Below are 11,724 nucleotides of genomic sequence, written 5' to 3'. Positions count from 1 at the left end.
TTCGTCATTTACACAAAATTATTGACGCTCCCCTCCGTAAAGATAGAGTCTTTCCTAAAAGAAATGTTTAAACAAAGATAGAATCACATTATTTATTATAATTTCCTTTGAAGAGCTAATATCTTAGGCCTTCCCTTTAAAACATTCAGTAATAAATAAAAGAGTTATCACGCATTCAGAAAGGAAAGAAACAGTAAACAATGCCACATCGCCATGATCCGCCCAACTTGATTTATTCGTGAATAACATTAAAACCATGATGATAAAAAAAACATGACCTTTCCACCATATAGGAAAGCCTCTTTTCAATGAAAAGAATTTTGTATTTTTTGATGTATGGGGAACACCATTATCAGAGAATTTCCCCTCTATATTTCTTGGGGTATTCAAGCGTACTCCCCCCCTTCATATCATTTTTCATTCAAAAACAGAAATCGTCAAAAAAGTTAGTGTGAGAAAGGCGATGAAGAAAACAATCGCCAATAATTTATTAATGATAAAAGGCATGCGAACGAGCACTTTTTGGATGTGATAACTTAATCCCGTAGAAAGAATGGCAAAATACTTAAAAGCGGCATTGATCGTCCCTGGTCCTGCTCTATATACATTCCCTTCGTACCAGCCCATTACAGTACGTTGGACAAATATAGATAAAAAGTTAAAAATGGCAGTTATAACAAAGATTACTGGTAAATATGCGCTTGGATAAGGTAAACCATTCCATGCATAGGAATAAGCAAATGAAGTCATGATAAAAAACGCTATTAAAAAACCAATAGTACGGCTCATTAGAACTCACCTTTCTAGGAAAAACATAGAGATTACCTCAGACATATTTTCGAATAAATTGTTCGCGAGGTAACGGAAAAATGAATAATTCATCATCATTGACTTTTTTAAAGTCAAGATACCAAATATGAGTTTCGCTTGTTAATACAAAAAAAACTTCTACTACTTCAGAAATATCTTTTAAATAATCGACCTCCATAAAAGAAATGTTATCAAGTGATTGTTGATTATTTATAAAATCTTTTATAAATTGGCGAATTTCTATTACTTCGCTGTTTTCTTCAGGATAAAGTTGTTCCAGTTGCTCTCTAGTTGCTTGGTGTATAAAATCAAAAATTTCATTAGATAAATGATAATTTTATTTCCCTCAAGCAGGCTTGCGATACGCCGCAAAACCAATATACATATATTGTAAAAACCTAAATTCGATTATACCATAAATGGTAAAGAAATCCATAAAAAAAGCACCCCCTCTCCTTATAAAGAGAGGGGGTGCTTTTTATGCCTTTGCAAATTCCTCCACAAGATCGGCGAACTGAGCGAGGGCACTGTTGATTGGCTCTGGCGTTGTAAGATCGACGCCTGTTTTCTTCAGGAGTTCGAGCGGGTAGTCGCTGCTGCCGCTTCCAAGGAATTCTAGGTAAGATTGGAGTGTCTCCTTTTCGCCTTTCAATATCCTGCCTGCAAGGTGTATAGCCGAGGCAAAGCCTGTCGCGTACTTATACACATAGAATGGCCGGTAAAAATGCGGAATCCTGCTCCAGCCGTATTTCACTTCCTCATCGAATACGATTTCATCACCATTGTATTCCCTGAACAAGCTTTCATAGATCGTATTAAATACCTCCACATTCAACGGCTCGCCTTTTTCAGCGATTTCATGCGTTTTCATCTCAAACTCTGCGAACATGACCTGGGTGAAAAAGGTTCCTTTGAACTGGTCTATAAAATGGTTGATCAAATGCTTTTTGACTTCGAGGTCTTTTTCATTGTCGAGCAAGTAGTGGATCAGCAAAATTTCATTCACCGTCGATGCGACCTCAGCCACAAAAATACTGTAGCGTGCTGTGATTTGTGGCTGGTGCCTCGCGCTAAGCGTGCTGTGTACGCCATGGCCGCATTCATGCACAAGCGTGAACAGACTATCAAGATCGTCGCGATGGTTAAGCAGAATATAAGGATGCACGCCGTATATCCCAAGATTATAAGCCCCAGACCTTTTTCCGGGTGTCTCGCGGACATCAATATAGCGTTTATCCTTGAACTCTTTCAGAATGCTGATATATTCTTCCCCAAGTGGCGCCAGGCCTTTCAGCATCGTCTCGAAAGCCTCTTCGTAAGCAATATCTTGCTTAACATCCTTTACCAGCGGAACGCTTAAATCATAGGCCCTAAGTTCATCAAGCTGCAGCTTTTCCTTGCGGATCCTCGTGTACCTGTGCATTGGAGAAATACTTGCTTTCGTCGATTGTATCAAGTTCTCGTATACTTCCTTTGGAACGTTATCACCGAACAAAGACTTTTCCAGAGCCGATGGATAATTCCGAATCCCGGCCATCCTTGCATTGGTCTTAACCGCCGCGGCAAGAGTTGCAGCAATCGTATTCTTGCTTTGTAGATAAGGCTGATAATATGCCTTGTAGGCTTCCCGCCGCTTCTCCCGGTCTTCCTCTTCAATTAGCTTGGCATACATTCCCCTTGTCAGCTCTATTTTGCCGCCATTATCCGAAGTGATCTCGCCAAACCGGATATCTGCATTATTAATCATGCCAAAAATTGATGCAGGGGCGGAGAATGACTCACCAAGCTGTGACAAGAGTGCCTCTTCGCTTTTGCCAAGGACGTGGGCTTTATAGCGGAAGGAATCAAACAAGTCTTCTTCAAAATATTTTAAGCCTGGTTCTTCGGCGATATAGCGTTTCAGAGTACTTTCCTCTAGTTCAAGCAAAAACGGCATAAAGAACGAGGTAGCAGCCCCTACTTTCACACCAAGGCTCTGCACTCTCTCACTTAGCGCCTGGGCATCCGCATCTCTTGTGTCCTCATCCCCTTTCAGCATGCTGTAGGCATGGACATGATTCAGCATATAGGATAATTCTTCTTTCGTCTTCAGAAACTCGTAAAGACTTTTCCCATCGTGAATCGCTCCATCGTATTTACCGAGTTGCTCTGCCATTCCTTCGATCTTTCGAACCTCTTTCTCCCATTTTTCAATATCCGTGTAAATATCTTCGAGATTCCATTTTTCATAGTCAGGCACTTCCACCCTGGATGAATAGATTTTCATGGTACGTCTCCTTCTCTTCATATTCCGTAACCTTCGCAGTACCCAGTTTCCTTATCTTCATTAAACTATCTCTTCAGGCTGAAAACAAGACATCCATATTCATTTTATTGTAGCTCTCCCATGTCTTCCTATTATATGCAGCATCTCTCCATAACAAGCGTTTATTTTCTATATCATCTTCTTAGAACCAGGAAATTAAACTTTAAAAAAAGAATCCTCTACAGCACTTGCGTTCCTTTCCATTATCTGTTACGATAAAGGAGAATTATTTTTGTTCGGTGTAAAGGATAGTGAAGTTTCCAACTTTCGTCTTAATGATCACTAAGGGCAAGGATAGTAACAAAATGTGTGCTATAGCACACCGGGAGGCAACAAATTATGGAACAAGGTACAGTGAAATGGTTTAACGCAGAAAAAGGTTTCGGTTTCATCGAGCGCGAAGGTGGAGACGATGTATTCGTTCACTTCTCTGCTATTCAAACTGATGGCTTTAGATCATTAGACGAAGGCGAAAAAGTTACGTTTGAAGTTGAACAAGGCGCTCGTGGACCACAAGCTGCTAACGTTCAAAAAGCGTAATAGAAACTCACTAGAGAAACAGGCTCCTTTTGGAGCCTGTTTTTTTGTTGTGTTTTTTTTGCAAAAAAAAAAAACGGCTCTAGGCTGTTTTTTAAGGTGAGTATTTTGATCCATATTATTTTTATGAAATTGTGTTTTCTCAAAGTAATCAGGCCGCTTCATCAGAATTCTGGCCAGCGAGATTAACTAGGATATTACATTCCGATAGCATGATCCTGCAGAAGGTCGTTTGCCTGGTTGCTCGTAATGCCATTAACAAGGCTCACTTCACCAATCAATATTTTTTTCGCGTTATCAAGCATTTGTTTTTCACTGGAGTTTAAAGGTTTTGTTCCGTGTATTCGTGTAAGGTCCCGCACAACTTCGGCTACTTCTTTTAATTTTCCTGTCCTCAATTTGTCGCTGTTCATTTTGAACCGCTGTTTCCACGGCAACGACCGATCAGTTGATCCATTATGGAAAAGATCCAGCACTGACTCCATTGTCAGTTTGTCCGCGATAGAACGGATATGTGATTTTGAAATGTTTTTTACGGGGATAAGGACTTGCATATTATTCATTGGAATTTTGATTACATAATATTGGCGAATTTCACCCAGAACTTCTTTTTCTTCGATTCCTTCAATGGTACCTGCACCGTGCATGGGGTATATAATGTTATCACCAATTTCAAACAAATAATCCACCTCCGTGTATTGTATTTATATTGTACCACGAAGGGAATTTTTTATCAAATTAAATATAATATCATTTTTACGTTATTATTGTCAAGAATTTTTTATCGAAAATTATCAAGGTATATGTAACCGCTTTATCCGTGTTTTTCCACCCTCTTTTTTTCACGGTATTGCCATAGTTAACACGCTTCTCCCTTACCGCTTCCACCGATGAAGAGTACTGCTAATTTCCGAATATAGCGGCTTACAGAAATAACCGTGAGAAAGAAAAAAGACACCCTCCTCAAGGTTTCGCTTCACTGCTCCAAGCGGAAGCCTAAAACAAAGCGTACTGTCAAAAACACAAGAGGCTATTGCTTAGAAATAGAAGAAAAAAATTTAGGTCCCCATTTTGAAGATTTGCTTAAGATGTGTTTTCATATTCCTTAAATCTTCATTGCCTATGAATAATTCTCTGGGTCGAACACTCATTTTTTAATGCATAGGATACAATTCGGATAACATGCCAATGTAAAATAATATACTTGAAAAGGAAGGGATCATTGATGTCACAACCGAATTTACCCAATATCACCCTACCATTACGGTTACCCGGGATGATGCAGTTCATCTCTTATTATCCTCGATTGCCATGGAAGAAGTGGGCCTTGCGCACATTCTCAACGCAAAAGGCGAAAAGCTTCAATTTGTTCTTGGGGACATTCCAGGAGTGGCTGGGCCGACAGCAACCATTGCAGATGTATTGGCCACTAATGAAAGTGTCCAGTCAACGTTAGACTCTCTCATTAAAAAGGAAATGCTGCTGGATTCAAAATTAGATAAAGTGACTTCTATCCCGACTTTAGCAGGACCTGCCGGGGCTACTGGTGCTACCGCGCCAATTGGACCTACCGGGGAACCCGGACTACCCGAACTAGAAGGACCTCCTGGACCTACCGGGGAACCCGGAACTGTCGCTGTTGCAGAAGGCACGTTCACTTCATTTGCACTTGGACCAATTGCTCCGGGCGCAACCATTCCTGCTTTCAATACGAACTCATTCAACACTCCAGGGGCATTCACGGTTAATCCCACGGTTCTATCACTGTCAACCAAGTAGGGACTTACCTTGTCAAACTGCAGACAGCGGAACGTTTGGCGTGCAGATTAACGGCGCAGGTTCTGCTATACCATATTTCAATGCTGGTTCCGTTTCAGGTACTGGGATAATCATTGTTCCAACCTACTTCCGTCTCAATGCCGGCGATGTAATTTCTATCGTAAATGCTGGCAATACTCCCTCTACCCTCCTTGGACCTATCAATGGTCTTCAAACACCTACAGGTGCTTTACAACTCGTAAGGATTGAGTAGGAAGATCTTTAAACTAAAAATAGCCTGTGTTTTGCTTAGGCTGCTAGTCTTCCATTAAAGGAACTAGTAGTCTTATTTTGTTGAGCATATCGGAACGGTCAGCCTATGCTATTATGTAAGTCGTATTAAAGGGAAAAAGTCCTGCATTGAGGTATAATAAATACTAATGTACTATTATTTTTGTAAAAGAAAGGGTGAAAATTTTGCAGAGGGACCACAACCAAAACCAGAGCTTAAATGACCCTGCTTACACCCATCCACCTCTCTCTTCACAGATTTTGGCGGCGACAGTCAAAACTGGAATTATTAAATCAAATTTGCTTGCAGTGGTAGCAGGCCTGTCGCTGGCTTTGTATGTTCATTCTATCAATCCGTTCGATAAGCTTTGGGATATACTTTTTGCATTGATTGGTTCCTCGTTGATGATTGGTGCAGCAGGAGCCTTTAACAATCTTTACGACCGGGATATTGACTCTCTCATGGAACGGACAAAGGAAAGGCCGACGGTTGTGGGTGAAATCAGCCCTAAAACGGTACTGTGGCTTGGCTTTTTGATGACAGCATGTGGAATGGGAGCGCTATTCCTTGCCACCCCGCTAGCAGCACTTTTCGGCTTTCTCGGTTTGTTCTTTTATATATTCCCCTATACAATGTGGAGCAAGAGAAGAACGATTTACAATACCGAAATCGGGAGTATTTCAGGTGCGATGCCTCCACTCATCGGCTGGACAGCGATTCAGCCGGATATCGTACACCCTGCTATCGCCGGCCTTTTTGTCATGACACTTCTTTGGCAAATGCCCCATTTCTATGCAATTGCCATTCGGAAGCAGGAAGACTATAGAAACGCTAGCGTTCCCATGCTTCCCGTTATCAAAGGAATCAAGCGAACGTACAGGCAAACCAATTTTTACTTAGTCCTACTGGTTGCAGCGAGCTTCCTTTTTCAATCAGTCAGTGCCTTTTTACTCGGTGTTGCTCTCTTGTTGAATGTCTCGTGGCTGCTGTTAAGCCTCATTGGATACCGAAAAATGGATTCGGAAAAATGGGCAAGATCCATGTTTCTGTTCTCGCTTATCCACATTACAGGATTGTTTTCTATCGTGATTGTGTTTTCACTTTTAAGCGCATTTTTTGGATAAAAAATACTTAAGTTTTGCGGCCGAACTCCTTTAGAGTTCGGCTGTTTTTAAGCAATTGGCTAAGGTTAATGCTCATTTTTCAAAAAAAGAGGTATTGCGTTGAAATATAAAGAGAAGCCCGGCCTTACAAGCTCCCAGTCCATCACGATATCGACCAGATTTTCAATTTTTTCAGTCAACGTTCGGAATATATCGTTCAACCTTTCACTTTTATCGTTCACCCATAGGGCGATATCAACCAAAGCTCCCCTTTTATCAACCAAACCCCTAAATAAAAGCATCTTCCTTTCAAACGCTCATTTTTATTGGGAAAACGGCAACAGGCAATGTTCCATTCCCATTGAGCAGGAAAAAAATATTTTTCGGAGAACTACATGTAACAGAAAGAGATTTTTCGAATTCATCAAGGGTGGTGGAGAAAGTGGCGAAAAAGGGGATGAAAAGAGTAATGGACGATATGGAAAAATCACAGGACTTCTTAGACCTGCAGAAGCAATTGGATTTTCTAAGGGAAAACAGGCGGATGATGCAGGAAGACCGGGAGAATTACTATGACAGCGAACAGGATCTTACAGATATCCGCCAATATTACGAAACTGCTGGTGGTCCCGACTGGGACTGGGGAGATACCCCGCTTTTTTCCACGCTGCATGAACTGCTGGACATTACGCACAAGAACCGTATCCCTTACAACACTAGCAAGGATCTGTACTTGTATGCATGGGTTGACCTGCATCCTGATGGATCGCTTAAAAGCATTTATTCAGGAGAAGAAAAGGACCCGGAATCAGTGATTCTCGAGGATCTCACTTTGGTCCGGCAAAAATACGCAGAGTTTCAGAGCTATATCCAAAGTGAACAGCCAACAATAGCTGGATTAAATGAGTTTGAGTGGAGAATTAAATTTAACGCGGAACACGTCGTCCCGCAATCCTGGTTTGGGGCTTCAGAGCCGATGAAAGGTGATTTGCATCATCTGTTCACTTGCGACCCTAAATGCAACTCCTCACGCTCGAACTATCATTACAGCGATTTTCCAGATTATAATCCAGATCTTCCTGATGAACCTATCCAGAATGACTGCGGGGTAGCCGCTGACCGGCTGTTTGAGCCTGAGCACGGAAAAGGGACGAGCGCCCGGGCTATGATGTACTTTTTCCTTCGTTATCCTAAAGCGGTTAAAAATGAATTCCAAGCAAAAATTGATATCCCCCTGCTGATAAAATGGCATGAAGAATATCCAGCCACACTATACGAAAAACACCGCAACCAGGCCATATACAATATCCAAGGCAACCGGAACCCGTTCATCGATTTTCCGCAGCTTGTTGATAAATTGGTTTTCCCAATGGTTGAGCGTGTGCCGCCGATTGCTCCTTAATAAAATGAACGCCTGCTGGCTGATCCAGGCAGGCGTTTTTCTATTTATTTATCTGTTATGTTCGAAATGCATCTCTTTCAGCTCGACCACTTCAATGTTTTGGTCAATTTCTTTTAATTTTCCCGCCAGGCTTGCCACCCCGAATATTTCAGTAAATGTATGGCTCCCAGCAATCAGGTTTAGCCCTGCGAATTGTGCATATTGAATGGAGTAGAGCGTTGCCTCACCTGTTATGTACGTATCACAGCCCTTTTCTACTGCGTATTTTAGGTGATTCGTGGTATGGCCAGCCCCTGTCAGCACCCCTACCCGCCTCACTTTCTTCTCGGAATTTCTCCAAAACCTAACCGGTTCTTCCAATTTCACACTCATTCTCTTTATGAGTGCATCAAATTCGATTGATTTATCAAACTCACCAATTCCGGGTATATCTCCATTTTCATAAAAAGAAAATTGTATGATTCTGTTAATATCGAGTTTATCCATCAGTGAAGTGCATGTCCCAAAGCTTACAAAGTCCAATGGCCCATGAATCCAAAAAGAGCTGATCCCATGCTTTTGGAGTTTTGCAAGGCAGGCTTCTCTCAATCCATAAATAAAATCCCAGGCATCATGGTGGGTAATCATTAGGTCAACGCCCTGCTTTACCGCTTCCTCAATTGTTTCAATTGAGAGGTTGGTAGCATAGCCGATTTTTCCAATCGGCCGTTCAGCTTTGTATGTATAACCATAATCATCGTTAAACTCTTCCAGAAGATCTTTCCCGAATAGCTTGTAGATCGATTCATCAAATAGCTTAAAGTCCATGCTCCCACCCCTATTTTTTGCATTTCGTCAAACACACTTCAGAAATGTGTTGTCAGCAGTCCTGTCTATAAAAACAACAATAAAGGAAATCAAAGCAAAATTCCAGAAAATTTGGTACAATATAGAAAAAATACGAAGTGAGCCTGCATGGCGTACAATATTGTAGATATCCTGTTCCAATTGTTCTCTCTTCTTTTTCTAGTTGGCTTTGTCATTGTTATCGTTTCCCTGCTCCGCTCACAAAAACGAAAAAGTCCCAGCTTGAGCGGATTGAAGCTAAGCTTGATAAAGTTTTGGACGAAAAAAGAAATATGTAAAAAACTCGGCTACAAAATGAACTGCAGCCGAGTTTCTTCTTTATTAAAAGATTTTTTTCTTGTCCCGTTCCTCTTTCAATATTTCCACTGCCTCACGGAAACGCTGGGAATGGATAATTTCCCGCTCTCTCAGGAACCGCAGCCCGTCATTTAAATCAGGGTCATCTGACATATCAATCAGCCATTGGTAGGTCGCCCTCGCTTTTTCTTCTGCAGCGATGTCTTCATACAAATCCGCGATTGGGTCTCCCTTCGCCTGTATGTAAGTCGCGGTAAAAGGAACACCTGCCGCATTATGATAAAACAAGGCTCCATCATGGTTCGCATAATGGTCACCAAGCCCCGCGTCCCTTAGCTGTTGAGGAGTGGCGTCTTTTGTAAGTTTGTATATCATCGTGGCGATCATTTCGAGATGGGCAAATTCCTCAGTCCCAATGTCTGTCAATAGCCCTACCACTTTGTCCGGGATGGTATAGCGTTGATTCAGATAGCGAAGGGCTGCCGCTAGTTCCCCGTCCGCTCCACCGTACTGTTCGATTAAATATTTTGCCAATGTCGGGTTGCATGTACTCACCTTAACAGGGTACTGCAGTTTTTTTTCATAAATCCACATCTAGCAAGCCTCCTCCATTATACTTGCCATGGCCACGGTAACCTTCCCCAGCCCCAGTTTGCATCCGAAAAGCTGTTACCATACTGCTGCAGCGGGCCAAACTGCGCTTCGAAGGCTCTCTTCAGCTGCTTGCTATATTGGGCATACTGGTTAAACTGATTGATGGCCTTTACATCATCAGGATGGGTGTCGAGATACAGTGTCAACTCTACAAGAACAAAGTCAACAGCCTGGATTTGTTCAAGTTCCTGGTAATAGTTCTCAGGCAAGGAATTCATTGATGATCATCCTTTCGCCTCATATGGATTTTCATAATAATCCCAGAATGCTGGCCAAAGCGTCCCTTTCCTTAATGCAGTATGCGGATCAAACTGCTCCATTCCGGGAGGTTGAAAACCAATATAGAGGTTCGGAGGTGTGGAGTAAAACTTTTTCCCGATCGGTCTGCAGGGGTCAAACGGACTGTGGTAAGGGCTGTAGGACTTCATCCGGGTAAAATAAGATTTTTCACGTTCATCCATTTTTTCACTTCCCATCCCATTAATAGAATTATTAAAATCATATTCTCCTGAAGCCTGTACTATGACCTTTTTGAAATAGTAAAACCCCCTCAGTCATTTGAGGAGGGATTCAATAGCCATTAATTTCGCTAAAGAAAAAATAAATCCAAAGGACATTTTAGAAGATAGTGATCGGACTTCCTGTTTTCCGTTTGATTTTTTACCAAGCGTTCAAGAACGTTGAAAGTCACAAGTGGTGGTAAAGCAAATAAATAATAGTTAAAAGCAGACTAAATATGCTGCTGGTAAAGAAGGTGTTCGGAACTATGTTGTCGCCATAACAGAAACTGCTTCTCCGGAGGTTCCCGCCGTTTTGAAAAAGCAGCTTGATACCGCGATTGACCTTCATGTCAAAGCGGCGGATTATATGATTAAAAATGAAATGTACCATGCTTACGACTTAAACGAACAGCTATCCCATGATGATATGAAAATCAAAAAAGCACTTGAGCTTGTCAGCAAATAAGCTAGTGAAATTTAACAGCCCCCTCATCGCTTTAAGAGGATGACGGGGGCTGTTTTCTTATGTAATACTGTTCGGTTAAATATATTGCCAATCTTGGATTTACATGAACTTACCTTTACAGGGTACTGGAGTTTTTTCATAAATCCACATCTAGCAAGCCTTCACCGTTATACTTACCATGGCCACGGGGACCTTTTCGAGCCCGAGCATACTTTGTTAAATATGGCCATGTTTATAAATTGTTCTTATAGTTGTTTTAGCTTACACCCACAAGAACTAGAGGTTTTTGGCGGTGAAAATCCTAATGGATATCTTCATAGATATTATGCCAATAACAAAGGAGACGCCAATCGGTAACCATTCCCTTACATATATAGGCAGCATCTGTACTAGCTCCATTTGTAAATTGATTCCTTGTGATTGAAACCCTTCTATGATGGCAGGCACGATAAAAGGTATAAGAAAGATAGTAAAAAATGAAAAATACTTTGTCCTTTCAAAACCTATTTTTAACTGAATAGGTATTAAAATACCGAACAGAATGGAAACCATCATTAGTGATATTCCAATCTGGAAGGTTGTTAATCTCTCCAATCCCTTTGAAGGACCGATCGCCACTGCAAGGTTGTACAAAAGAAAAGTACCCATGAAAATAACAAGAATGAAAAGGTATTTCGCTTCAATCATTCTTCTTCTTGTATATGGAGTTGTACATAATAGTGGAGAGCGTAAAATATCTTGTGTAAATGAAAAA

At 41.3% G+C, this 11,724-nt stretch carries 15 protein-coding genes and 1 pseudogene; 7 read left to right on the top strand and 9 right to left on the bottom strand.

From position 1 onward, the window contains the following. Nucleotides 1-123: 123 nt before the first annotated feature. From D1970_RS15420 to pepF, 3 genes are all read right to left on the bottom strand, one after another. A complete protein-coding gene (locus D1970_RS15420) occupies nucleotides 124-390 on the bottom strand; it encodes a hypothetical protein (protein ID WP_119113771.1) in 267 nt (88 codons plus the stop codon). Between the two features lie 27 nt (nucleotides 391-417). Next, nucleotides 418-789 carry a hypothetical protein gene (locus D1970_RS15415; RefSeq protein WP_119113770.1) on the bottom strand — a complete coding sequence of 124 codons (372 nt, stop codon included), beginning with the start codon at nucleotides 787-789 and terminating at the stop codon, nucleotides 418-420. 499 nt (nucleotides 790-1,288) lie between these two features. Then, the gene (gene pepF, locus D1970_RS15410; protein ID WP_119113769.1) at nucleotides 1,289-3,076 is read right to left on the bottom strand and encodes an oligoendopeptidase F; all 1,788 of its coding nucleotides are present in this window, start codon (nucleotides 3,074-3,076) and stop codon (nucleotides 1,289-1,291) included. A gap of 378 nt (nucleotides 3,077-3,454) precedes the next feature. Between pepF and D1970_RS15405 the strand changes: the two genes are divergently transcribed. Continuing rightward, nucleotides 3,455-3,655 (top strand): cold-shock protein, encoded by a 201-nt coding sequence (locus tag D1970_RS15405; protein ID WP_119113768.1) that lies wholly within the window; start codon nucleotides 3,455-3,457, stop codon nucleotides 3,653-3,655. Nucleotides 3,656-3,849: 194 nt separating this feature from the next. Here the strand turns inward: D1970_RS15405 and D1970_RS15400 are convergent, their stop codons facing one another. Then, complete coding sequence (locus D1970_RS15400) at nucleotides 3,850-4,356, bottom strand: CarD family transcriptional regulator (RefSeq protein ID WP_119113767.1); 507 nt, start codon at nucleotides 4,354-4,356, stop codon at nucleotides 3,850-3,852. Nucleotides 4,357-4,963: 607 nt separating this feature from the next. Between D1970_RS15400 and D1970_RS15395 the strand changes: the two genes are divergently transcribed. From D1970_RS15395 to D1970_RS15380, 5 genes are all read left to right on the top strand, one after another. Beyond that, nucleotides 4,964-5,431, top strand: a complete 468-nt coding sequence (locus D1970_RS15395) for an alpha-helical endospore appendage domain-containing protein (protein WP_119113766.1) — start codon at nucleotides 4,964-4,966, stop codon at nucleotides 5,429-5,431. A 40-nt stretch (nucleotides 5,432-5,471) separates the two neighbouring features. After that, nucleotides 5,472-5,684 (top strand): hypothetical protein, encoded by a 213-nt coding sequence (locus D1970_RS22065; RefSeq protein WP_142921024.1) that lies wholly within the window; start codon nucleotides 5,472-5,474, stop codon nucleotides 5,682-5,684. A 275-nt stretch (nucleotides 5,685-5,959) separates the two neighbouring features. Next, nucleotides 5,960-6,826, top strand: coding sequence for a heme o synthase (cyoE, locus tag D1970_RS15390; RefSeq protein ID WP_259339682.1), 867 nt, complete (start codon nucleotides 5,960-5,962; stop codon nucleotides 6,824-6,826). A gap of 99 nt (nucleotides 6,827-6,925) precedes the next feature. After that, on the top strand, nucleotides 6,926-7,381 hold the full coding sequence (locus D1970_RS22465; RefSeq protein ID WP_181213502.1) for a hypothetical protein: 456 nt from the start codon (nucleotides 6,926-6,928) through the stop codon (nucleotides 7,379-7,381). Then, nucleotides 7,275-8,207, top strand: a complete 933-nt coding sequence (locus tag D1970_RS15380) for an endonuclease I family protein (RefSeq protein ID WP_246370374.1) — start codon at nucleotides 7,275-7,277, stop codon at nucleotides 8,205-8,207. The genes D1970_RS22465 and D1970_RS15380 overlap by 107 nt, the downstream gene beginning before the upstream one ends. A 48-nt stretch (nucleotides 8,208-8,255) precedes the next feature. Here D1970_RS15380 and D1970_RS15375 read toward each other — a convergent pair whose 3' ends face one another. The 4 genes from D1970_RS15375 to D1970_RS15360 form a co-directional block, all read right to left on the bottom strand. Beyond that, nucleotides 8,256-9,014, bottom strand: coding sequence for a Nif3-like dinuclear metal center hexameric protein (locus tag D1970_RS15375; RefSeq protein WP_119113763.1), 759 nt, complete (start codon nucleotides 9,012-9,014; stop codon nucleotides 8,256-8,258). Nucleotides 9,015-9,374: 360 nt separating this feature from the next. Next, on the bottom strand, nucleotides 9,375-9,944 hold the full coding sequence (gene cotJC / locus D1970_RS15370; RefSeq protein WP_119113762.1) for a spore coat protein CotJC: 570 nt from the start codon (nucleotides 9,942-9,944) through the stop codon (nucleotides 9,375-9,377). 17 nt (nucleotides 9,945-9,961) lie between these two features. Further along, nucleotides 9,962-10,222, bottom strand: coding sequence for a spore coat protein CotJB (locus D1970_RS15365; protein WP_119113761.1), 261 nt, complete (start codon nucleotides 10,220-10,222; stop codon nucleotides 9,962-9,964). Between the two features lie 6 nt (nucleotides 10,223-10,228). Continuing rightward, nucleotides 10,229-10,465, bottom strand: coding sequence for a spore coat associated protein CotJA (locus D1970_RS15360; protein WP_246370375.1), 237 nt, complete (start codon nucleotides 10,463-10,465; stop codon nucleotides 10,229-10,231). Nucleotides 10,466-10,763: 298 nt separating this feature from the next. On the opposite strand from D1970_RS15360, the pseudogene D1970_RS15355 reads away from it, so the two are divergent. After that, nucleotides 10,764-10,970 (top strand): annotated as a pseudogene (locus D1970_RS15355) (spore coat protein); the annotation flags it as partial. A gap of 276 nt (nucleotides 10,971-11,246) precedes the next feature. On the opposite strand, the gene D1970_RS15350 reads toward D1970_RS15355, so the two are convergent. Then, nucleotides 11,247-11,724: ABC-2 transporter permease (locus tag D1970_RS15350; RefSeq protein WP_142921023.1), on the bottom strand; the 478-nt coding region annotated here is incomplete at its 5' end.

It is taken from the genome of Mesobacillus zeae (genome assembly GCF_003570705.1).
Lineage (GTDB): Bacteria > Bacillota > Bacilli > Bacillales > Cytobacillaceae > Mesobacillus_C > Mesobacillus_C zeae.
The sequence above is the reverse complement of the archived record's forward strand: the minus strand, read 5'-3'. Positions and strand labels throughout refer to the sequence as shown.

Bases quoted from the DNA above. Each gene is read 5' to 3' on its own strand.
- cotJC (WP_119113762.1), bottom strand. From the start codon at position 9,944: ATGTGGATTTATGAAAAAAAACTGCAGTACCCTGTTAAGGTGAGTACA.
- D1970_RS15395 (WP_119113766.1), top strand. From the start codon at position 4,964: ATGGAAGAAGTGGGCCTTGCGCACATTCTCAACGCAAAAGGCGAAAAG.
- D1970_RS15405 (WP_119113768.1), top strand. From the start codon at position 3,455: ATGGAACAAGGTACAGTGAAATGGTTTAACGCAGAAAAAGGTTTCGGT.
- D1970_RS15375 (WP_119113763.1), bottom strand. From the start codon at position 9,014: ATGGACTTTAAGCTATTTGATGAATCGATCTACAAGCTATTCGGGAAA.
- D1970_RS15365 (WP_119113761.1), bottom strand. From the start codon at position 10,222: ATGAATTCCTTGCCTGAGAACTATTACCAGGAACTTGAACAAATCCAG.
- D1970_RS15380 (WP_246370374.1), top strand. From the start codon at position 7,275: ATGGACGATATGGAAAAATCACAGGACTTCTTAGACCTGCAGAAGCAA.
- D1970_RS15415 (WP_119113770.1), bottom strand. From the start codon at position 789: ATGAGCCGTACTATTGGTTTTTTAATAGCGTTTTTTATCATGACTTCA.
- D1970_RS15360 (WP_246370375.1), bottom strand. From the start codon at position 10,465: ATGGATGAACGTGAAAAATCTTATTTTACCCGGATGAAGTCCTACAGC.
- pepF (WP_119113769.1), bottom strand. From the start codon at position 3,076: ATGAAAATCTATTCATCCAGGGTGGAAGTGCCTGACTATGAAAAATGG.